Source organism: Enterobacter sp. CCUG 70166, from assembly GCF_020224095.1.
GTDB lineage: Bacteria > Pseudomonadota > Gammaproteobacteria > Enterobacterales > Enterobacteriaceae > Enterobacter > Enterobacter intestinihominis.
In genome coordinates this window covers 1-22,687 of record NZ_NRIQ01000068.1, presented here as the reverse complement: position 1 = coordinate 22,687, position 22,687 = coordinate 1, and the positions used below count along the sequence as shown (strand labels likewise).

Annotated in this window: 19 protein-coding genes and 1 pseudogene; 9 read left to right on the top strand and 11 right to left on the bottom strand. The window is 54.2% G+C overall.

The genetic code is table 11. The features are described 5' to 3' along the window. Positions 1–3 precede the first annotated feature (3 nt). Genes CKK19_RS24155 through CKK19_RS24145 form a run of 3 tightly spaced genes read right to left on the bottom strand, consistent with a single transcriptional unit; the run spans position 4 to position 5,109 of the window. Positions 4–2,121 (bottom strand): hypothetical protein, encoded by a 2,118-nt coding sequence (locus CKK19_RS24155; protein WP_017384059.1) that lies wholly within the window; start codon positions 2,119–2,121, stop codon positions 4–6. Beyond that, positions 2,109–3,875, bottom strand: a complete 1,767-nt coding sequence (locus tag CKK19_RS24150) for a hypothetical protein (RefSeq protein WP_007897920.1) — start codon at positions 3,873–3,875, stop codon at positions 2,109–2,111. The genes CKK19_RS24155 and CKK19_RS24150 overlap by 13 nt, the downstream gene beginning before the upstream one ends. Further along, positions 3,862–5,109 carry a tyrosine-type recombinase/integrase gene (locus CKK19_RS24145; protein WP_007897923.1) on the bottom strand — a complete coding sequence of 416 codons (1,248 nt, stop codon included), beginning with the start codon at positions 5,107–5,109 and terminating at the stop codon, positions 3,862–3,864. Before CKK19_RS24145 ends, CKK19_RS24150 begins: the two co-directional genes overlap by 14 nt. Here CKK19_RS24145 and CKK19_RS24140 point away from each other — a divergent pair. Next, positions 5,090–5,323, top strand: coding sequence for a hypothetical protein (locus CKK19_RS24140; protein WP_012477417.1), 234 nt, complete (start codon positions 5,090–5,092; stop codon positions 5,321–5,323). The genes CKK19_RS24145 and CKK19_RS24140 overlap by 20 nt on opposite strands. A gap of 399 nt (positions 5,324–5,722) precedes the next feature. Further along, positions 5,723–6,358 carry a hypothetical protein gene (locus CKK19_RS24135; protein ID WP_023279901.1) on the top strand — a complete coding sequence of 212 codons (636 nt, stop codon included), beginning with the start codon at positions 5,723–5,725 and terminating at the stop codon, positions 6,356–6,358. Between the two features lie 135 nt (positions 6,359–6,493). Here the strand turns inward: CKK19_RS24135 and CKK19_RS24130 are convergent. From CKK19_RS24130 to CKK19_RS24110, 5 genes and pseudogenes are all read right to left on the bottom strand, one after another. After that, a pseudogene (locus CKK19_RS24130) lies at positions 6,494–7,669 on the bottom strand (YgiQ family radical SAM protein); the annotation flags it as partial. 151 nt (positions 7,670–7,820) lie between these two features. Next, on the bottom strand, positions 7,821–9,233 hold the full coding sequence (ftsP, locus tag CKK19_RS24125) for a cell division protein FtsP (RefSeq protein ID WP_023298607.1): 1,413 nt from the start codon (positions 9,231–9,233) through the stop codon (positions 7,821–7,823). A 61-nt stretch (positions 9,234–9,294) separates the two neighbouring features. Then, positions 9,295–10,032 carry a 1-acylglycerol-3-phosphate O-acyltransferase gene (plsC, locus tag CKK19_RS24120; RefSeq protein ID WP_022649406.1) on the bottom strand — a complete coding sequence of 246 codons (738 nt, stop codon included), beginning with the start codon at positions 10,030–10,032 and terminating at the stop codon, positions 9,295–9,297. 162 nt (positions 10,033–10,194) lie between these two features. After that, positions 10,195–12,453: a DNA topoisomerase IV subunit A gene (gene parC, locus CKK19_RS24115; protein WP_023298608.1), complete on the bottom strand. Its 2,259-nt coding sequence runs from the start codon at positions 12,451–12,453 to the stop codon at positions 10,195–10,197. 118 nt (positions 12,454–12,571) lie between these two features. Then, on the bottom strand, positions 12,572–12,973 hold the full coding sequence (locus CKK19_RS24110) for a YgiW/YdeI family stress tolerance OB fold protein (RefSeq protein WP_063854386.1): 402 nt from the start codon (positions 12,971–12,973) through the stop codon (positions 12,572–12,574). Positions 12,974–13,112: 139 nt separating this feature from the next. Here CKK19_RS24110 and qseB point away from each other — a divergent pair, with 139 nt between their 5' ends. The 6 genes from qseB to CKK19_RS24080 all read left to right on the top strand — a co-directional run bounded on the left by qseB (position 13,113) and on the right by CKK19_RS24080 (position 17,308). Continuing rightward, a complete protein-coding gene (gene qseB, locus CKK19_RS24105; RefSeq protein WP_063854385.1) occupies positions 13,113–13,772 on the top strand; it encodes a quorum sensing response regulator transcription factor QseB in 660 nt (219 codons plus the stop codon). Continuing rightward, the gene (gene qseC, locus CKK19_RS24100; RefSeq protein ID WP_023306956.1) at positions 13,769–15,118 is read left to right on the top strand and encodes a quorum sensing histidine kinase QseC; all 1,350 of its coding nucleotides are present in this window, start codon (positions 13,769–13,771) and stop codon (positions 15,116–15,118) included. Before qseB ends, qseC begins: the two co-directional genes overlap by 4 nt. A 104-nt stretch (positions 15,119–15,222) precedes the next feature. Next, positions 15,223–15,804, top strand: coding sequence for an NAD(P)H-dependent oxidoreductase (locus CKK19_RS24095; protein ID WP_022649411.1), 582 nt, complete (start codon positions 15,223–15,225; stop codon positions 15,802–15,804). A 30-nt stretch (positions 15,805–15,834) separates the two neighbouring features. Next, positions 15,835–16,149, top strand: coding sequence for a putative quinol monooxygenase (locus CKK19_RS24090; protein ID WP_003862506.1), 315 nt, complete (start codon positions 15,835–15,837; stop codon positions 16,147–16,149). A 151-nt stretch (positions 16,150–16,300) separates the two neighbouring features. Further along, on the top strand, positions 16,301–16,741 hold the full coding sequence (gene lysM / locus CKK19_RS24085) for a peptidoglycan-binding protein LysM (RefSeq protein ID WP_022649412.1): 441 nt from the start codon (positions 16,301–16,303) through the stop codon (positions 16,739–16,741). Between the two features lie 39 nt (positions 16,742–16,780). Further along, the gene (locus CKK19_RS24080; RefSeq protein WP_023298611.1) at positions 16,781–17,308 is read left to right on the top strand and encodes a hypothetical protein; all 528 of its coding nucleotides are present in this window, start codon (positions 16,781–16,783) and stop codon (positions 17,306–17,308) included. A gap of 12 nt (positions 17,309–17,320) precedes the next feature. On the opposite strand, the gene CKK19_RS24075 is transcribed toward CKK19_RS24080, so the two are convergent. From CKK19_RS24075 to CKK19_RS24065, 3 genes are read right to left on the bottom strand one after another with little or no spacing between them, the layout of a single operon-like run. Further along, a complete protein-coding gene (locus CKK19_RS24075; RefSeq protein WP_063854384.1) occupies positions 17,321–18,508 on the bottom strand; it encodes a glycoside hydrolase family 88 protein in 1,188 nt (395 codons plus the stop codon). 28 nt (positions 18,509–18,536) lie between these two features. Beyond that, on the bottom strand, positions 18,537–19,802 hold the full coding sequence (locus CKK19_RS24070; protein ID WP_022649415.1) for an oligosaccharide MFS transporter: 1,266 nt from the start codon (positions 19,800–19,802) through the stop codon (positions 18,537–18,539). A 31-nt stretch (positions 19,803–19,833) separates the two neighbouring features. After that, complete coding sequence (locus tag CKK19_RS24065; protein WP_225455253.1) at positions 19,834–21,648, bottom strand: DUF2264 domain-containing protein; 1,815 nt, start codon at positions 21,646–21,648, stop codon at positions 19,834–19,836. 166 nt (positions 21,649–21,814) lie between these two features. On the opposite strand from CKK19_RS24065, the gene CKK19_RS24060 reads away from it, so the two are divergent. Further along, positions 21,815–22,654: an AraC family transcriptional regulator gene (locus CKK19_RS24060; protein ID WP_022649417.1), complete on the top strand. Its 840-nt coding sequence runs from the start codon at positions 21,815–21,817 to the stop codon at positions 22,652–22,654. Positions 22,655–22,687 lie beyond the last annotated feature (33 nt).

The window sequence follows — 22,687 nt, the reverse complement described above, 5'->3', positions numbered from 1 at the left end:
GCTCTATTCATCCTTTTCAAAAAAACGGACAGCATCTGCATAAAAATCTCTCTCAAGCATCAGAAAATCCCTGTCAGCCTGAGGAGCATTATTTCGCACGGCAATCTCCAGAAGGTTGTCATAATGAGCCATCCTGCGTTTCCACACGGGAACAGAATCAGCTCCGGCCAGCATGTTCTCACATCCCGGATTGCAGGACGCTGACTGAACAACCGCCTTAAACTCGCAGTCATGGCCATTCATGCAATAAAAACCGTTTCCAAGAGATACCAGTTTTTGCCCGCCTCGTTTAGCCATGCTCATCGCTTTTTTCAGTGTAGGAAACGTCATCTGATGTAAGTGCCCACCTCTCTGGGACATCAGTAACTTCCCGCCTTCGCCATAAAGCAGGCCTTCATGCTGATAAGAAACAGCCCTGGAAGCTGAGAGTTCGGTATCAACCCTCTCAATCTCGGCAGCGAATGCCTGAGGGATCGCCCGGCTAAAATGCGAAGCGTTGAGTGCACCGGACATATACCACTCCGTCATGCCTCTGATTAAGTGCTTAAACTGCCGGATAAGATCATTAGTAGAAATCAGATCAAGACGCCTGAGGTGTACAGCAAGTGAACGGCGAAACTGATGGGTTCGCAATGGCCAGAAAGCCCCCTCCCGAATCTCCATCGCAACGCGTTCATCATCACGTATGTTTGGATTTAAAAGCCTGAACTCATCAATATGGTCACGTCGGATGAACAGATGGTGTCTTTTCACAAATTTCTTTGCCCACTCAGTCTGGCGCTGCGTCCCCATAAAAGAGAGTTTTTGCTCCGAGAACCACGACCTGATATTTAAAGACAATGGAACATTGTCCAGCGTCTTCCCGTCCAGGCCTGTCATGATTTGATTAATTCTGCGTAAATGCTGAAAAGGCTTTTCCACATAGCGACAAACAACCCAGTCTTCGTGACTTCCACCTTCCGGGGCGAACTTATGCAACACCGAACGAAGTCCCAGGATATCACCATCATAAATCAGTGAACCGTGCATCACGCCAAGCACTTCGCTGTGTCTCATCCCCGACATGGCCTGTATCACATTCATGACTTTTAACGTCAGCTCAAAATGCCAGGTGTTCAGCTTTATGTGATCAACGCCAATAAAATCAGATCTCCAGCGCTTATTTTTATGTACCGAGAACCAGCCCTGCATCCCGGGGCCAAGTGTCGCGAAAAGCGCCCGAATTTCCCCGGCAACAATATTGTAGTAATACGCGGCCCGGTAATCCGGTATGCTTTTTGCTGTCCCTCTTTTACGGGCTTCCAGCATCGACGTATAGTAAGGCGAATCATAAAAACCGTTTATGATAGCGCACAGCCGGGAAAACCCGTCAAAATCGAAATCACTGATTTCAGCATCCAGTTCAGTAATCAGCCCTTCCCAGACAGACATCATAAGACTGAAAGGCATACAATATGTCTGGTTTGAATCATCCACACTGTTGTAACTGTCGAAGCTAATATCAGGAAAGTAACCGTATTTTCGAAGACGGGTATGACCTGTCAGCGAGATATCCGCCAGGTCCATAAAGTAATTACGTAATGTTCTTTCAGAACGCTTCCTGCCGTGCTCATCCTCCTCCTTCATCTTTACAATGAAAGCATTCCGGACAAGCGGAAAACGAAGCTGAAACAGACTGCGATACCCCATAGACTCAATAATACGGGCTCCCGCCACAATGTTTGCACATTTCCGGATCAGGGACTGCGTCTTCGCGGTCCTGCCGACAATCCAGAGCAGGCTGGCTGAGATGATTTTGGCTTCAAGACGCAGTTCAGGATCCCGTATGCCTGAAAAATTAACGGTTCTTAACGTTTCACCAATATGGGTTCTGACATAGCGATTGGTCCAGACATCATCCCTGAAATAAATATTCAGCGTCTCCTCATTGATAAAACGCATATCATGTTCATCTGAGCTGGCGATAACCAGGCAGTTATTCAGACGTTCAAAGCTTTTGTTTTCTAGTGCCTCACAGATGATATCCTCAGTCGGAAACTCATCCCCTGAACGAAGCGGCGTTCCGGCAGGAAACTCCGCCATTCGACTACGGCTTACCTCTTTTTTCTTCAAATCTGCCATACCGGAGCCACACCTTCTCGCTGAAGTTTAACGCGCGCTTTTTTCAGGGTCGCCTCATCTACCAGCCCAAGCCGTAAATCAATCTTCAGGAGTAACGTTTCATAACGCTCCACAGCATTGACCGAACCGATGTACAACGGTTTTCCATACTCGATAGCATGCCTGAATGACAGCAGGAGCCATACAGACTCCAGCGTTTCCACAACGCAACTTTTTGAACATTCGACACAATGAGAAAAATCCGCACAAGCCTTTGGTGTCCGGCCAAATCGTTTTTGCTTTTTTATAAAGCGCAATTCAATATCTGTAGGCGGCTCCTGCGATCGACATCCCAGGCCATTCAATAAAAGATCCACACCCTCATCGCTTCCACGCAGATCGATCCCCAGCTCATCAGCAACTTTTACCCGCTCGGATAACGCACGTGTCGCAATCCCCTGATTCATAAGCGTATCAAGTGCAGCACTGAAGTTTTCCTTCGCCCCCTGTGGGTTACCTGCAGCATAATTCCGCCTGTAAGTGCCCCAGTTATGCTGTGCTTTTTCCGCCGTAATCAGACCATTCTTTAATGTTCTGTCCGTATACTGCTCAGACGTTTTGCGCAAGCCAGAAACGGTAATTGATGGAAGCGAGGGATTAAGCTGCCGCATCGTGGCCCACGCCCCCTCAGAGTTAGAAAATTTAGTCAGATGACTGGGATTAAGAGAATAAAGCTTACGGAATTTCACCTGCGGCTCACTCAGAAACAGCGCCTGTACCGGAGGGAAGTTATCTGCGGAAACCAGATAGTTAACGATGTCGTCCCTGAGCCTGATAAAAGACAGAAACCAGTAATAGCCCGCACGTTTGGTCACATACTCCGATTTACCTATCGTCAGACGTATATACTTATTCGCTCTCCCCTTATAAACATAATCAGTGCTGATACCCTTTTCATCCAGATGTATATCATCCCGCGTCAGACCCAGAACCTGAGAGGTGTTTCCCCATGTGTGGTAACAGAACAGAAAAAAAGAAGTAAGAAAGTAATTTTCCAGAACGTCCCTGATGATGATCTCTGCCCTGCTGACCCCGTTCTCTCCCGGATACCGGAAATACGCTTCATAAACAGGTGCCAGCAAAGACGGTGAGAAATGCCGCACCCCTTTTTCCGATTTAGCGATATGCTCCCGGATACATCCCGCAAGGAACTCATTCATGGATGACAACTGCCTCAGGATCTCGGAAAGTTCATTCCTGGTATAGCTATCCCTTCCCTGCTGCTGATACGTTCCTTTCGGTAAGAATTCATATTCATACCGCCTCTGAATCTGCCCGCCCGTAAGCAAAAACCGGTTGACCACGGACAAGTAGTGTCTTGCCATCCTGACTGAAATTTTTCGCCGACGAATATCGTTCATGAGATGTTTAATATACATTTCAACGCCTTCAGCCGTGCCATAGTCATACTGATTGACTGACTGCCATATAAAAAACATATTGAGATAACGGAAAATGGTTAACCTTCCGGCGGGACGGTAAGACAGAAGAAATCGTTTCAGAGAGGCAATAAAATCGCGTTTTTCAGGGCGGGCAAGATGCGAATGTTCACTAAACCATCCGGGGAGCAACACATAATCTGAAAAATGAGCCTGAAGATAAACGTCAAGTAAATAATATCGGTTCAGATCCCGCTGAGTGATGTGTCCGCTGACCGTCTCCCATGACAGCACATTTTCGGCCATCCACGTTATCTGCGTTTCACTCCGGCTCATATATGGCTCCATCGCGACCTGCAGCACCGTCAATCAATGCGTCCATGACCCCGGCGACTGCATCAGAAATCTGGTTTTGCTGAAGAAAGACGATGTATTTCATCGTCGTATTTTCGCTTTTATGGCCCATCCAGTATTTTACTGTACCCAGCGCATTTGCGGCCTGATCGGGATAGCAACTCAGTGCCGAGCGTAAAAAATGGGTCGCAAACGTTGCCCGCAAATCATGGGGTTTATGTCTGAACACATTTCCCGGAGCAGACCGGGCCAGGCGATGGCGAAAACTGTACCAGCGGGAGTAAAAGGCTTTTTCAGACATCCGTTTCCCGTTTGCCATTAAAAATAAAGGCTCGTGCCGCCCTTCCCCACCCTGTCGTGCACGCCATTTTTGGATCTTCTTTTCATACTCCTCATCCGCCAGATAATCCAGAACCTGCTCGTACAATCGTCTGGTGATGAAGAGTTCTCGCGTCATCCCAAACTTCGTATGAACTCCGCATCTCGGACCAATATGAAGCCCCCTGATGGTCAACTCAGATACAGGGACACTGGCAAGGTACTCTTCAGTAAAGAGTGACGACGGCAGGGTCAGCATTTCATCCAGCCGTAACCCACAATTTTTCATCAGCACAATCATTAAACTGAACAACCCGGACTCAGATTTCAGTGCCTCATCCAGGATATGAACCTCTGCATCATTCAGTGGGTTGATTGTCCTTTTTGTTGTGCTGGTTATCCTGATGGCAAGATCCGAACTTATCACCTTGCGTCGCCCGTCAACGACTTTTTCGACCAACGTAAAAAATGAGCTGGCAGCCAGCTCACCACACTTGCCCAGAAATACGTAAAACCGTCGGATAACGCTGATGTACACCGCCGCGGTGGATGAGGCGATGCGCCCCTGCCTTACGGCCCCCAGAAGATACTCCCTGAAGCCATATGTAGGGCTTTGGTATTTCAACGTTCCCGGGGTGAAAGGGTCAAGTCCGTTATCCTCCAGCCACCTTATCCAGCGTAAAAATGCCCGGGCTAAAGGCTTTAAATCCCTGGCCTGCAGGATAGCTTTATCCATAAGATAAAAGTGTACATATCGGCTCAGTTTTCGATTCTGGATGCCGCTAATATAAGGTATTTCAGCATACAGAAATCCGGGTTCAAATTTCAGTTTCGGCTCTGTTGCATCCAGTTTGCTGACACGCCCATAACGCGCATGAATGTTAGTGATTATCCTCACAGTCTGTCGCCCTGAAACGCCACCTCATGCCTACACTATAAATCCGGAAGAAGAAAAAACAAACAACCAGGTTGCCGGGAGTGAATATGCAAATCAGGAGGAAAGTAAAAGATGTAACGACACCATCACGATGCAATACATTGACCTCAACACGTTACCCGGACCATACGTGATAAACATCACAAATCCTTTGAGTGAAGAACTTAAGATGTGATTTTCATTTCCCGGCACAAACCGTGCCCTTAAAAAACAGGCAACGGATACATCTTAATGCCAGAAGTAAACCTTAATTGATTGAATACAGCCTGAGTCCATTGCAAAAATAACACACAGGGTAAATTCGCATATACAGAACCCAACGAAAAGCAAAAGAAACCTGTAACACATTTCGTTTACCTGTCACTTTCAATTGTAAAAGCCAGCAGAAAAAGCGCATATAACTATATTTATCCCTGCGGGGACTTTTGTTTGTGCTATATATTTTTTACAGAGAACCGCAACGCGTCCAAACACAAGAATATATTTACCTCTGGAAAATGGTCTGACTCCCTTTCACGTGGTTGTAGTGACCTGTTCTGTGATTCATGTAATGTCTTTTCTGGATGAGGAAAATATGTCATCACTGATATTTTATACAGACGAAGCACAAGCACTGATTGTAACAGATACCCTTGCCGTCACCGATAATGGGGAGCCGTTATCTTTTGTTTCCAAAGCAGGTTACATCCCCCAGCTAAGAACCATCATAGCAGGTACGGGGGCAGGTGGATTTTCTAACACCTGGTTGCTTGAAGCATCAACCAGAATGGTCGTATCAGGTATACAAAATCTCAATTATCATACATCGGCCTGTCTAAGGAGGCTGTGGAAACAATACAAGCATGACCATGCAATTCCCTCTTCTTCAACGGTGACAACCAGTGTTTATCAGTTCGCAATTTGCGAGGAAACAGGAAATATCGTTTCGTTCGCCTATCGCTCAGTCCATGATTTCGAATCAGAGCAATTACAATACGGAACAGGAGTAAAACCTGAGTGCCAAATCCTGGATGGGGATTTGTTGCAGACAATTCCTGTAATGATGAATGAACAAAGGGCTATACAGGCGACATACTCACACCCGGAACGGATCCATATTGGCGGTGAGATGATTGCGCATTATCTGACATCATCTATGTATCAATGCTTTAAGATTGGGGAATTTGAGGATTTCAGAACTCAGGGAGAGTATATATTGAGCAGGATTTAGGCAAAACGCGGTTCAGATAAAGTGCTTTTAACAGGCTTGCTGAACATTAAAAGGATATCTCTCAATTACGATGAATAGCTTGAATTCTAAAAATAGAAAAGTAGAGTTTAACTCTAAATACATAAAAACAAGAGTAAAGGAGCACCCGCCGAAGCAGCCGCGCATGATGTTGACCGAGAAGCGGATCATCTCGTACGCCGGAATACGGCTGTTGCCATATGACGGATGCGGCACACGCTTGTACGGCAGGGCAAAAACGCTGTCCATCTCTTCAGTAGAGAGCGGGATCGCCGGCGGGTTAACCCAGATATAACGCTCGCCGTGCTTTTGCATCAACGCGCGGGCACAGCCCGGGTTGGTTTCATGGTGCAGAATACGGGAGGCGTGTGCGTAGAGCACCTTGTCAGCTTTGACTTTCTCATATGACGGCAGCAGCACATAGGTCTTTTCCCACGGCTTCGGACGCGGCGGCTGCACCACCACGGCCTTTGCTTCCGCTTTCTTCGGCTCAACTGGTTTGTTATCCGCGCACGGCAGATCGTCACCGTACGGATGCGGGATAGGGTCGATTTTGCCCGGCATATCGATAATGCGGGAATCCACCCCGCTCCAGCCCGGCAGCGCCTCTTTCACCATGATCGCGGTGTTGCGCACGTCGCGGATCTCGCTGACCGCTTCACCCTGCGCCAGGCGATGCGCCACTTCCACCAGCGGACGCTCGCCGTTGCCGAAGATCAGCATGTCGGCTTTCGAATCCACCAGCACCGAACGGCGCACGGTGTCAGACCAGTAGTCGTAGTGCGCGGTGCGGCGCAGGCTCGCCTCGATGCCGCCCAGGATCACCGGCACGTCTTTCCATGCTTCTTTGCATCGCTGGGTGTAGACGAGGGTCGCGCGATCGGGACGTTTACCCGCCACGTTATCTGCCGTATAAGCGTCGTCATGGCGCAGCTTACGGTCAGCGGTATAGCGGTTGATCATCGAGTCCATGTTGCCCGCGGTCACGCCAAAGAACAGGTTAGGTTTACCCAGACGCATAAAGTCGTCTTTGCTGTTCCAGTCAGGCTGAGAAATAATCCCCACGCGGAAACCCTGAGCTTCCAGCATACGGCCGCAGATCGCCATGCCAAAGCTCGGGTGATCGACATACGCATCACCCGTCACCAGAATGATATCGCAGCTGTCCCAGCCCAGTTGATCCATCTCTTCCCGGGACATCGGCAGGAACGGCGCCGGTCCAAAGCAGGCTGCCCAGTACTGGGGCCAGGAGAAGAGGTCGCGATCCGGCTGGATCAGGGAAATTGCGCTCATAATGCTTCCGAAGAAAAAATAGACAAAAGGAGCGGGATTATACGCTGGTTTATCGGGGGAAATGAAGGGGTATTTATTGCCCGGTGACGCTACGCTTACCGGGCCTACGGGCCTGTAGGTCGGGTAAGGCGAAGCCGCCACCCGACTCGTTTTACGGTGCCGGATTCACCAGCATCTGCCCTACCGACCCCCTGTCCATCATCTCCAGCGTCTGGCTGTGGAACAGGAACGGGAAGTGCGGCCATGACGGCTGTCCATAGTAGACGAGCAGTTCTACCTGCCCATCCACCCAGACGGTGTCTTTCCAGCCCCTGTCTTCCGGGAACGGCATCGCCCCGTTGACGTTGCGGATCAGGAATGACACCCCTTCAATATGGAACGACTGCGGCATCTCCGAGCGGACGGTCCAGCGCTCCCAGGTTCCCTGCTGAGCGGTGATATCAATACGGTTTACGTCCCACAGCGCGCCGTTGATGCCCGGATCGTCGCCAAGGCTGATATCGCGACTGCGTACTGCCGGGCCGGTCACAATTTCCTGCGGCAGCAGGCGCATCGGCAGACTGTCGGTCACCAGAGGCAACAGGCCGGTCGGGCGCAGCGTCAGCACCAGCGTGGAGACCAGAACGCTCGACGGTTCAAAGAAGCCGCGAATGCGGTCAACAATGCTTGCCGCTTCGCCGCAGGTCACGGACACTTCATCCCCGTTGGTCATATCCACGAGGATTTCACGACGTTCGCCCGGCGCAAGCGCCAGCTGTTTCACCGACACCGGCGCAGGTAATAACCCCTGATCGCCTGAAATCACATGCAGGGCGCGGCCGTCGCTCATTTGCAGCAGGTAGCGGCGCGAGTTAGAGGCATTCAACAGACGCAGGCGCACCCAGCCTCGAGACACTTCGACATACGGGCTTTGCGCGCCGTTAACCAGCAGCGTATCGCCCACAAAGCCACCGCTGCCCGGCTCGCTGTACTCCGGCGTACCGAAGTTATCCAGACGCTTGTCCTGAATAATGATCGGGAAATCATCAACACCGTAGTGATTCGGGATCGGCAGCGTTTTACTGACCTCATCTTCAATCAGCCACATCCCGGCCAGGCCGTTATAGACCTGCTGGGCGGTGCGGTTCGGGGTGTTGGCGTGATACCACAATGTCGCCGCGCTCTGACGAATCGGGAGGACGGGCGCCCAGTCGGCATTCGGCGACATCATGCGCGCCGCGCCGCCCATCAGCGGCCCCGGCACCTGCAACCCACTGACGGTCATTGCGACATTTTCCGTCGTCCGGTTACTGTAGATGAGCTTGACGTCATCCCCATTCCACACGCGAATGGTCGGCCCGAGGTAGCGTCCGTTAATGCCCCATACCTGCGCGCGCGTTCCCTGGGTAAAGGACCAGTGGCTACGCTGAAGCGTGAGGAATAGCGGCTGTCCGCGACGGGATTCAATCAACGGCGGAATAGGCAGCGGCTGTTGCTGCCCGGCGGCGCTGGCTGTCCGCGGCATCGCACCCGCACAAAGGGCGATACCCGAAGCCTGAATAAACTGACGCCGACTGAGTGACATATAAGCTCCATCTGAAACGACTAACAACGCGGGAATTCGTTTTCCCTTGAACGAAACCGGGTTAAATCTTACCGGCGGCTTCTCGCTCTGCAACTTCTTTATCGAGCTGTGCAATGTGCTGAGCCATCAGCTCGCGGCAGTGCGTGGCCAGCTCGCGCACCTGGTCTTTACCGTATTTGGAGGTATCCACCGGCGGTAGCATTTCGACAATGACCAGTCCGTTTTTCAGACGGTTAAGATTAATCTTATTCGATGTATTGGAAACGCACACGGGAATAATTGGAACGCCTGCCGCAATTGCAGCATGAAACGCGCCGGTCTTGAACGGCAGCAGGCCGCGACCGCGGCTGCGCGTCCCTTCCGGGAACATCCAGATTGAGATCCGGCGCTTTTTAAACTGATCCACCACTTCCGCAATGGTGCCATGCGCTTTCGCACGGTTGTTGCGGTCAATCAGCAAGTTACCGGTGAGCCAGTACAGTTGGCCGAAAAGCGGGATCCACAGCAGGCTCTTTTTCCCGACGGTTACGGTCGGCGGAATAACAATATTTGAGGCCGTCACCATATCGTAGTTGTTTTGATGGTTAGCGATATAGATGGCGTTACCGAAATTCTCCGCCCCTTCAGGCAGACGCTTTTCAACCTTCAGGCCGAACAATGGCGCAAGGCGACCAAACATGTGCCCGAACGTCGCGACATGTTTTGGGTTACGCGGGCTGAACAGGCAATAAATCGATCCGAAAATACAGACCAGAATGCAGTAAATAACGGTAAGAATAAGACGAACAATGTATAGCATAGCGACCTCTGAAGCCCTGACAGCTGACAATTATACTTCACCTGTGGCCAGGTAAGGACTTTATTACGAGCGCGTATTGTTAATCGCAACGCACGAATTAACAACGTTTTTACGGGAAATTTTATGGTAATCCCCCTCCGGAAAGAGGGGGGATGAAACAGGTTACTCTTCGCTGTCGTCCGCTTTGCTGCGCGCCGGCGAGTCGATCTCCACGCGGTCGATGCGCTGCAGGCCACGCATCAGTGAGCCGCGACGTCCGCGCTCGCCAACCACCTTCTGCAACTCTTCCGGACGCAGTTTGATCTTACGTTTGCCGACATGAATGGTCAGCGTGCTCTGCGGCGGCAGCAGGAAGAGATGCGCCAGGCTATCTTCGCCTTTTGCCGCTTCCGCTGACGGGATACTGATGATCTTGTTGCCCTTCCCTTTCGACAGCTCCGGCAGATCGCTGACCGGGAACATCAGCATGCGTCCGGCAGCGGTGATCGCCAGCAGCATATCGCTTTCGTTCTCGATGATCAGCGGCGGCATGACGTGTGCGTTATCCGGCAGGCTGATCAGCGCTTTACCGGCGCGGTTACGCGACACCAGATCGTTAAAGGTGCAGATAAAGCCGTAGCCAGCATCAGACGCCATCAGCAGTTTTTGATCGTCGGCTTCCATCAGCATATGGTCAACCGTGGCGCCCGGCGGCAGCGTCAGCTTGCCCGTCAGCGGTTCGCCCTGCCCGCGCGCGGATGGCAGCGTGATCGGATCAATAGCGTAGCTGCGGCCCGTGGAGTCGATAAACGCCACCGGCTGGTTGCTCTTGCCCTTCACCGCCGCCTTGAAGCTGTCACCGGATTTGTAGCTCAGACCCGGCGCGTCGATATCGTGGCCTTTGGCGCTACGCACCCAGCCGCTCTGGGAAAGCACGATGGTCACCGGCTCGGACGGCAGCATGTCGTGCTCGTTCATCGCCTTCGCTTCTTCGCGCTCATGCAGCGGAGAACGACGGTCGTCGCCAAAGGCGTCGGCATCGGCCTGCAACTCTTTCTTCAGCAGGGTGTTCATCTTGCGCTCGGACGCCAGAATCGCCTGAAGCTGATCGCGCTCTTTTTCCAGCTCGTTCTGCTCGCCGCGGATCTTCATCTCTTCCAGCTTAGCGAGATGGCGCAGCTTCAGTTCGAGGATCGCTTCAGCCTGGGTTTCGCTGATGCCAAAGCGCGACATCAGGGCAGGCTTAGGTTCGTCCTCGGTACGAATGATCTCAATCACTTCGTCAATGTTGAGGAACGCCACCAGCAAACCTTCGAGGATATGCAGGCGCTTAAGCACTTTCTCCAGGCGATGGTTCAGACGGCGGCGCACCGTATCGCGGCGGAAGGCCAGCCATTCGGTGAGGATCTCCAGCAGGTTTTTCACCGCCGGACGACCGTCCAGACCAATCATGTTCAGGTTGATGCGGTAGCTTTTTTCCAGATCGGTAGTGGCGAACAGGTGGTTCATCACCTGCTCCATATCCACGCGGTTAGAACGCGGCACAATCACCAGACGGGTCGGGTTTTCGTGGTCCGATTCGTCGCGCAGGTCGTCCACCATCGGCAGCTTTTTATTGCGCATCTGGGAGGCAATCTGCTCCAGCACCTTCGCGCCGGAGACCTGGTGCGGAAGCGCGGTGATCACCACGGCGCCATCCTCTTTGGTCCATACCGCGCGCATGCGCACGGAGCCGCGGCCGTTCTGGTAGATTTTACGGATTTCCGCACGCGAGGTGATGATCTCGGCTTCGGTCGGATAGTCCGGCCCCTGCACGATATCCAGCAGATCGTCCAGCGAGGTTTTTGGCTGCTCAATCAGGGTGATGGCGGCTTTCGCCACTTCACGCAGGTTGTGCGGCGGAATGTCCGTCGCCATGCCCACGGCGATACCGGTCGTGCCGTTCAGCAGGATGTTCGGCAGACGCGCAGGCAGCATTTTCGGCTCCTGCATCGTACCGTCGAAGTTTGGCACCCAGTCGACCGTACCCTGCCCCAGTTCGCCCAACAGCACTTCGGCATATTTAGACAGGCGGGATTCGGTATAACGCATCGCCGCGAAGGATTTCGGATCGTCCGGCGCCCCCCAGTTCCCCTGACCATCCACCAGCGGATAGCGGTAAGAGAACGGCTGGGCCATCAGCACCATCGCTTCATAGCAGGCGCTGTCACCGTGCGGATGGTATTTCCCCAGCACGTCACCGACGGTACGGGCGGATTTCTTGAACTTGGCGGTCGCATTCAGCCCCAGTTCGGACATCGCATAGACGATGCGGCGCTGAACGGGCTTCAGGCCATCCCCGATAAACGGCAACGCCCTGTCCATGATGACGTACATGGAGTAGTTCAGGTAGGCGTTTTCCGTGAATTCATGTAGCGCGAGGCGCTCTGCCATATCGCTCATTACGTGTGATTCCTCAACTCAGAAACCGATGGGTTTCAGGCAATATTGCCGCAGATACTACCTCATCTGGCGAGTTGAGTCACAAAGAAAAAGGGCCGCATAAGCGGCCCTTTCCGGGTTATTTGTTCAGCTTGATAACCTGCTTCACGTCGATTTCAAACTCGTTCCAGTCTTTATCGATTTTACCCTGGAGTTCGACTTTATCATGGGGCGTCACCGTCACGCCGTTCCAGCGCTTGTGGTCGATCTCCACCACCACCGCGCCGCTTTCATCGCGGAAGGTGTAACGGTCATCGGACAGGCGCTCGGTAATATTACCGCGCAGCTTCACCCAGCTGTCGTCCTTCATATCTTTGACTTTAGCCGCGGTAGTGAGGTTGGCGTTATTATCGACAAAGCCACCCTGCTGGGTTTGCGTCTGGGTCTGTGTCGCAGATGGGCCAGAGAAGCCACCCTGTGCAGCAAAAACAGGGGCAGTGGTCATCATCATGATGGCAGCAATTGCAGCGTATTTTTTCATCTTAATCTCTCCCTTTAATGTCGTTTCACAATCCATTAAACAGGGTAAACCTTAACAACTTCTTAAGGGGAAAATTTATTTATTTTTACTGTACAGCAGGCGCTTGCAGAAGGTTTACTGACGGCATCAAGGAGGAAATATGCGCATTTTACTGGTAGAAGACGACAAGCTCATCGGCGATGGCATCAAAGCGGGCTTAAGCAAAATGGGCTTTAACGTGGACTGGTTTACCGACGGTAAAACCGGGCAGGCGGCCCTGTACACCGCGCCGTACGATGCCGTGGTGCTGGACCTGACGCTGCCGGAAATCGACGGGCTTGCGATCCTGCGCGCCTGGCGCGAAAGCGGTAAGAGCGAACCGGTGCTGATCCTCACCGCGCGGGATGCGCTGAATCAGCGCGTCGAAGGGTTACGCCTGGGGGCGGATGATTACCTGTGTAAGCCGTTCGCGCTGATTGAAGTGGCAGCCCGCCTCGAAGCGCTGGTGCGCCGCAGCCACGGGCAGGCGCGCAGCGAGCTGCGTCACGGCAAGGTCACGCTCGATCCGGCAAGTCTTGTCGCCACGCTGGAGGGCGAAACGCTGGTGCTCAAACCCAAAGAGTTCGCCCTGCTGGAACTGCTGATGCGCAACGCGGGCCGCGTGCTGCCGCGCAAGGCCATCGAAGAGAAACTCTACAACTGGGATGATGACGTCTCCAGCAACGCCGTCGAAGTCCACGTTCATCATTTACGCCGCAAGCTCGGCAGCGAATTTATCCGCACCGTGCACGGCATCGGTTATACCCTGGGTGACGCATGAAACTGACCCAACGCCTGAGCCTGAAGCTGCGCCTGACGCTCCTCTTTTTGCTGCTGTCCCTGGCGGCCTGGTTTGCCGCAAGCGTGGTGGCCTGGCACCAGACGACCGACAAGCTCGATAAGCTGTTCGATACCCAGCAGATGCTGTTTGCCAAACGGCTGCTGACGATGGACGTGGACGAACTCCGCGCCCCGGAACGCATGCGCGAGGTGCCGAAAAAAGCCAAACACGGCCATCTTGACGACGATGCGCTGGCCTTCGCAATCTTCACCGCAGACGGCAGCATGGTGCTTAACGACGGTGAGAACGGGCGCGACATACCTTATCACTACCGCCGGGACGGATTTGATGACGGTCGGTTGCAGGATGACAACGACGAATGGCGTTTCCTGTGGCTGACCTCCCCGGACGGGAAATACCGCGTGGTGGTTGGCCAGGAGTGGGAGTACCGACAAGATATGGCGCTGGACGTGGTCAGCTCGCAGCTGACGCCGTGGCTGGTGGCGCTGCCCGTAATGCTGCTGTTGCTGATTGTCCTGCTGAGCCGGGAACTGAAACCGCTGAAAAACCTGGCGCAGACCCTGCGTTCACGCTCGCCGGATGCGACCGATACGCTGCCCACCCACGGCGTGCCGACGGAGGTTCGCCCGCTGCTTGATGCGCTTAACCATCTTTTCGCCCGTACGCAGGAGATGATGGCCCGCGAGCGCCGCTTCACCTCGGATGCCGCTCATGAGTTGCGCAGCCCGCTGGCCGCGCTGAAGGTGCAAACCGACGTGGCGCAGCTTTCCCTTGACGATCCCGGGGCGCAGTCTAAAGCGCTGGGGCAATTGCATGCGGGCATCGACCGCGCCTCCCGGCTGGTGGATCAGCTTCTCACCCTGTCGCGCCTGGATTCACTGGATAATCTTGATGACGTCGAACCCGTGATGATGGCCGATTTGCTGCAATCCGCGGTGCTGGATATCTGGCATCCGGCGCAGCAGGCGGGCATTGATATTCGGCTCAACGTCAACGCGCCCGAGGTGATGCGTCACGGACAGCCGCTATTGCTGAGCCTGCTGGCGCGTAACCTGCTGGACAACGCCGTTCGTTACAGCCCGCGCGGCAGCGTGGTGGACGTGACGCTGAACACCCAAAGCTTTACCGTGCGCGACAACGGCCCGGGCATTTCAACCGATGCGCTGGCGCGTCTCGGCGAGCGCTTTTATCGTCCACCGGGCCAGGACGCCACCGGCAGCGGTCTGGGGTTGTCTATCGTGAAGCGCATCGCGGCGTTACACGGGATGCGCGTCTCGCTGGGCAATGCGCCTGAAGGGGGCTTTGAGGTGACCGTCAGCTGGTAGCCATTATTGCGCTGAGCGCAAAAGACTTTGCACATTTTGCTTATTTTTCCGCTCCGTCCTCGCGCGTAGAATACCTGGCATACTCTCAGCATCGAGGACAAATAATGAGCAACATTCTGATTATCAATGGCGCGAAAGAATTTGCGCACTCTAAAGGCCAGCTCAATGACACCCTGACCGAGGTCGCGGATGGTTTCCTGCGCGACGCCGGACATGATGTTAAGGTTGTGCGCGCGGACAGCGATTACGACGTGAAGGCCGAAGTGCAGAACTTCCTGTGGGCCGACGTGGTTATCTGGCAGATGCCGGGCTGGTGGATGGGCGCACCGTGGACCGTGAAAAAATACATGGACGATGTGTTTACCGAAGGTCACGGTTCGCTGTATGCCAGCGACGGCCGCACCCGCTCAGACGCGTCTAAAAAATACGGTTCCGGCGGCCTGTTGCAGGGCAAGAAATACATGCTCTCCCTGACCTGGAATGCCCCGCTTGAAGCGTTCACCGAGCAAGATCAGTTCTTTGAAGGCGTAGGCGTAGACGGCGCGTATCTGCCATTCCACAAAGCGAATCAGTTCCTGGCTATGGAGCCGCTGCCGACCTTTATCGTCAATGACGTAATTAAAATGCCGGACGTCCCACGCTATATCGCAGAATATCGCAAGCATCTCGCGGAAATTTTTGCTTAACTGGTAGCCTGGAATTAGAAGGAGTTAATTATGCTTACCGTTATTGCTGAAATCCGTACGCGTCCTGGCCAACATCACCGCCAGGCGGTGCTGGATGAGTTCGCAAAGATCATCCCGACCGTACTGAAAGAAGAAGGCTGCCACGGCTACGCGCCAATGGTGGACGCCGCCACCAGCGCAAGCTTCCAGGCGACCGCGCCAGACTCGATCATCATGGTTGAGCAGTGGGAAACCGTCGCGCACCTTGAAGCGCATTTGCAGACCGCGCATATGAAAGCGTGGAGCGACGCGGTGAAAGGGGACGTTCTGGAAACCCATATCCGTATTCTGGAGCAAGGGGTTTAAGTTCTGTGAAATTTGCCGGGTGGCACTGCGTTTACCCGGCCTACAACTTCCCTCCCAGGCCCGGTAAGCGTTAACGCCACCGGGCTTTTTTTATCACCTTAACACTCAACTGCTATGCTTATTCTGACTTCATGTTAAACAGGAGGATGGAATGGGTCTTTTTAATTTCGTAAAAGAAGCAGGCGAAAAGCTGTGGGACAATCTGACCGATCATAAGGGTCAGAGCGATAAAATCACCGAGCACCTCAAGAAACTCAACATTCCCGGTTCCGATAAGGTTCAGGTTGACGTCACCGACGGCAAAGCCAGCGTGACGGGCGACGGGCTGACGCAGGAGCAGAAAGAAAAAATCCAGGTCGCCGTCGGCAACATCGCAGGCGTCAGCGAGGTGGAGAACAACATCACCGCGACAGATGCCAAAGATGAAGCTACTTACTATACGGTGAAATCCGGCGATACCCTGAGCGCGATCTCTAAAACCGTGTACGGCGATGCTAACCAGTACAACAAGATTTTTGAGGCTAACCGCCCTATGCTCTCCAGCCCCGATAAAATCTATCCCGGCCAGACGCTGCGTATTCCTAAAGCATAACGTCTAAAACAGTCGGTTCACGTCGCGCAGAGGAACAGAATGAAAATAGCTTGTCTTGGCTGGGGTTCGTTAATCTGGAAAAGCGGCGCGTTACCGGTAGCCGGTGAGTGGCAGACCGACGGGCCTTCTTTGCCCGTCGAGTTCTGTCGGGTCAGCGATGGCGGTGAACTGGCGACCGCCATCTGTATGAATGCCCCTGCCGTGCCGGTGCTTTGGGCATGGCTGGAGGCCACAACGTTGAGCGTGGCCTGCCGCGCTTTGCGTGAGCGCGAAGCCATTCCCGAGGATCGCTGCGATGGTATTGGCTCGCTACTAATCACCGGACGCGACACGGGTATCCTGACAACATGGGCCAGGGAGAAAGGTATTGAAGCGATCATCTGGACCGGGCTCCCGCCGAGAAGCGCGTCACAGGAAGGCAGGGTTCCTGCCGTGGACGAAGCCATCGCTTATCTCGACGGCCTCAGCGGAGAGACCCGCAGCCATGCGCGGGACTATATTTGCCGCGTGCCTGCCCAGCTTGATACGCCCTACCGGCGCGTCATTAAAGACGTGCTAGGATGGTAATCCCCCGGCCAGTCACCAGTACAGTTTCCAGCTCCGGGTGAAACGCTCCAGCGCCTCAACGTAGAAGTAATCTCCCCAGCTTGCGCACTCATCCACGCCTTTGTTGCTCCCGAGGTGGTAAACCGAGTGTTTAAGCAGCCCGTTGCCCTTTTCTTCTCTCCCCATCAGATAGTGTTTCGTCAGTGACGACATAATGCCTTTAGCCCATTCCATGTAGCGCTCGCGATCCGGATCCGTGACCGGCAGGTGTTTCACCAGCTCCAGCAGCCCACATACCGCAATCGCCGCCGAGGAAGAGTCACGCAGCGCGTCGGTGCCCACCAGCGCCAGATCCCAGTGGCAGACGTAGTCGTCGGGCAGGCGATTGAGGAAGTAGTTCGCCAGCCGTTTTGACAGGGCGATCATCGTCTCGTCGCCGGTATAGATATAGCTCAGCAGGAAGCCGTAAATTCCCCACGCCTGCCCGCGTGACCAGCAGGAGTCGTCGGCGTAGCCCTGCTGGGTGTTGCCGTAGCGCGGTGCGCCGGTTGTCACATCCATATAGTAGGTGTGGAAGGTGGAGGCATCGTCACGAATGAGGTACGTCGCCGCCTGCATGACGTGCGCTTTTGCGGCGTCGGCAAAGCGCGGATCGCCCGTCTGCTCCGTTGCCCAGTAGAGCAGCGGCAGGTTCATGTTGCAGTCGATGATCATCCGCCCGGCCTGGTCCGGATCGGAGAGATCGCCCCACGCCTGGATGATCTTCGCTTTCTCGTGGAAGCGTTCCAGCAGAGCTTCCGCCGCCAGCAGCGAGAAGCCGCGCGCCTCGCGGTTTCCGGTCAGCCGCCACGCGGCTACGCAGGAGAGCGTGTAGAGGAAGCCTAAATCGTGGGTGTTGGTGTCGTTGCGCCCGGCGATGCGCAGGCCAAACGAGCGCACGTGTTTTTCCGCCATCGCGCGGAATTTTTCCTCGCCGCTCATCTCCCATGCCAGCCATAGCTGCCCGGTCCAGAAGCTGGTGGTCCACTCCACGTTGTCAGTCAGCGGATAAAAACCGTTCTGGCAGGTTTCCGCCGGGAATTTGTCGCCGAACTCCGTTAAATGACGGCTAATCAGGTCCAGAACGTGGCTGCGCGCCGAATTCAGTTCATCGCTGAATGCGCGGGAGTCAACGGGCGCAGCGATAACAGGCAGACGTTCTTCTTTGATACGACTTAACATATTTCGGTTCCTTCTTTGACGGCGTAATTTATCGTGTTGACGTTTCTGCTACGTTCAGCGCACGAGCCCCGCGCCATTTGCTCTGACAGGCGGATAACGTAAAAGCAGAAATAAGGGTAAAGGTCAGCGCCGTTGCGCCCATGATGATATAGGTGTGCTCAAAGCCAATACGGTCATACATATACCCGGCTGGGGAAGAGACCACCACGTTGCCAACGTAGAGCATTGCCTGATAGCCGAGTAAATACATGGTGGCATTGACGCGCTTGTCGAAATGCTCGGCGATATATTTAAATACCGACACCAGCAGGAGACAAATTTCCAGACCGTACAGCGGCTTAAGCACTGAAATTAACAGGTGAGAATCACACATGCCGGAAATAATCAGACGCGCCCCGACCACCAGCCCGACAATTAATAGCCCGCGTTTGGCGCCAATAAAGTTCACAAACAGCGGGACCACCATATACATGACAAATTCCATGCCCGACTGCACGGTCCCGAGATAACCGAATACCGCGTTGCCCTCATGAATATCATCGAAGAAGGTGACGAAATAGCGCGAGAACTGCTGCTCGGCGATAAACATCATCCACGCCACGCCCGCCACGTACAGGCAGAAGGCCCAGAATTTGCGGTTTCGCAGCAGGGCGTAAACGTCTGACGGGGCGATTTTCTCTTTCGTCAGCACCTCGCCCGCGTGAATGGAGTTAGTGTTCACTTTCAGGCTCAGCAGGACGATCAGCATCACCACCGACGCCACGCTGCCGAGAATAAAGTTATACGCCGGTGAGAGGTTAAACAGCAGGCCGGAGAAGGACGATGCCACCGCCCAGCCGAGCGAACCCCACATGCGAATTTGCCCGAACTCCATGCCGTTTAAGCGGCTAAAGCGGTCAGAATACGATTCGCACGCCGCCACACCCGCGTACCAGGCAAAGCTTAAATAGAGCGCGCCGATAATAATCCCCAGCAGGGTATTAGACATTAACAGCGGCTGGTATACGTAAATAAAGAACGGCGCCATCAGGGCCGACATGATCACCACAAAATAGAGCAGGTATTTGCTCATGCCGATCTTATCGAGAATATAGCCGTAGATCGGTTTAAGAATAACGGAGAATATCCCGTTCACCGCAAAAACGGTTCCAATCACCGAGCCGCTGAGATTGGCTTTCTGGCCAAGCCAGATCGCCAGCAGTCCAATACTGGCAGACCAGGTAAAGAAATAGAGAAAGATAAAGCTACTGATTTTGTAATATTCAGTTCTGTTAGTTGTCGATGTGCTTTTCATATCATCCTCGCCGACGTGTAGGGCCAGATTTTTATAATGTGAACGACAGCTTACGTTCGCTTCCGGGTTCGCTAATGACGACCCGGCTATGGGTTATATTCAGCTGCGGCGTCGCCGCAACGGGCTGTTTTCCGCCAGCCAGAACGGCGCAACAGAGCCAGCTTTCCCCTTGCGGGAGGTCGGCCTTTAACAACGGAATGGAAGCGCACTCCGCAAACATAATGCTGCTGTTCGGCGGCGTGACGATGCTGTCTGGCTGGCGGTGAATGACCGGCGAAAGATCGACAATGACGCTGCTGCCGTTTTCAGCCATCAGATAACAACCGCGATCGCGCACCTGGTGGGCGGTTTTCATCACCGCAAAGCCGCCCTCGGCGGTTTGCAGAGTGCGCGCGCTGTTGATGCGGTGCAGGCGCAGGTGCCACTCCCCGAACGGGATCTGCCAGGTCGCAATCTGCACGTCGCGCCACGGCGACCAGCGCGAGAAAATGTAATGTTCATCCACCCGAACCTCTTCGCACTCGCGACGACCGCGGAAATAGTCATCTCCGTCCGCCAGCAGCAGCATCGAATCGCAGGCGGCATGCTTCAGGCCAAAACGCCCGCGCTCAATGGTGAATCCGAAGCGGCTGGAGTAGGCAAATTTGGTGTATTTCGCTTCGGTGTTAACGTAGTTATTCAGCTCCAGCTGACCAGCCGTGAGCATGACGACGTGTTGCGAAGCTTTCGAATGCATCAGGATCTGCTGCGCATGCGGGATCACATGTTTTTCAGCAAGCGCGGGCAGCGGCTGCTCGTCGGCCTGCCAGAACGGATGCGCCTCCGGCAGCGCCAGGATCAGGTAGGTTTTCAGCGCCCAGTACGGTGAACCGGGGGAGTTGTAATCCTCGCACATCGCCAGGTTCGGATACGCAAACCCCAGGGTAAGAATACCGTCGCGATCGACAATCGACTGCTGCTGCCACCAGCGCAGATGCCGCAGCACAATGCCCTTCACGATACCCGGGGTGAAGACGTCCAGCTGAGAAAAAGCCACCGCGCTCCAGAAGGCAACCATGGCAAAGCGGTAGGTCAGGCTGCGGCCAAACGGCACCGAGGCACCATCGGCGGCGGACCAGTAGATAAAGTCTTTCGCGAACAGACGCGAGCGCTCGCGCAGCACCTTTGCCCTCGCCTCGTCGTCACTCAGGGTGGCGTAAATCAGGCCGTAAAAATGGAAAGCCATGGAGATGTAATAGTCTTTCGGGCGGCCGGGACCGTCGGAGTACCAGCCGTCGCCGAGATAGTAGGCGTCCATCAGCGCAAAGCGGTGGTCAATGGCGGCTTGATCGTACGGCAGGCCGGCGCGCTTAAAGCCGAGCTGGACCATAATGGCAAAATAGTTCCAGTTGCTGTCCGGCATCTGCGCGTCGGTGATTTGGTTGAGCCACGCGTGCAGGTTCATCACCTCGCGCCCGGTAAAGTGCGCGGTGAGTTTATCTCCCAGCAGAGCGAGCCCCAGACCGTAGGCCGCCATCTCCACCAGACGCTGATCGTACGGGCCGGTTTCACCCCAGTAGCCGGTGCTTTGCGGGTCGGTACCAAGCTTAATGGCAGTAAGGTACTTCTCGCTGAACGGCGTGCTTTCGCCGGATGCTATCAGCGGAAACAGCCCCCACAGCGCGCGGGAAAGTCCCTCCATCTGCGCAATATCCGCTGTGTAATGGGCGCAGGTATCACCCAGCGAGAATCGTGAACGGTTCGCCGGAAATTGCGTGTCCAGCGCCTGTAAAAATGCATTCAACGACGCCACTACATCCTGGCGTGAAGACAACGGATTTGATTTTTCTTTGTTTGCCGCCCACATCGGTTCGCCCTCGTAATCAACTGCGGCAAAGCATAGTGAATCCGCAAGGGGCAGAAATGTTAGCCGTGTCACAGGCATGAACGATGAATAAACCTCAAGTTGAGAAAATTTAAAAAGGTGGTTTATAAAGACGGTCAGACGGGAAAAAGTTGAGTTTTATTGCACTATGCGCGACACGCCGACATCCGATCTTCTGGAACTGATCGCCCTGAACGATACCGTGGCCTCGTTCAGCCGCCTGTTTGCCAATACCGTGCGCTACCATCACTGGCACCAGTGTCTGGAGATCCTCTATGTGGAAGAGGGCTTTGGGGTGGCGATTGTCGATAATCGTCACTACACCATGCGCCCCGGACGGCTGTTTTTCTTCCCGCCTTTTACGCTGCACAAGGTCATGGTGGACGAACAGGCGGAGGCAATTTACCGCCGCACCATTATTCATCTCGACCAGCACGCGGTGCTGAAGATCCTGCGGGATTTTCCCCAGACCCGGCAGCGTCTGGAGCGGCTGTCACGCCGTGGCGGCGAAGCGTGGGTCGCCGATTTAGCCCACTTCCATCATCATATCGACCATCTGTTTAGCTGCTATAAACCGCCGATGAACGGCGAGAGCATCGCCAGCCTGCTGATCGGCCTGTTCGCGATGCTGCCCGACGATCGCGACGGCGAGCCGGGAAACAGCCAGGGGATCGCCAGCCAGGTGATGTTTTGGCTCGACGAGCATTATCAGGAGAAATTTCGTCTGGATGCGCTGGCCAATGAGCTGGGAAAATCCCGCAGCTACGTATCGCGAAAATTCCATGCGGAAACGGGCGAAAAAATTCACGACTACCTGAATACGCTAAGGTTGCGTAAGGCGTGTGAGTGTTTACTCCACACTGATTCGAGCGTGCGTGACATTGCCGCACAGACGGGTTTTTCCGACGTGACGTGGTTTATCAGCGCGTTTAAAAAAGGGATTGGCGAGACGCCGCTGCAGTACAGGAAGAACCATCGTGCGGTTTGACGCCCGCACCCACGGGGCTGAGGGTTCCCCACA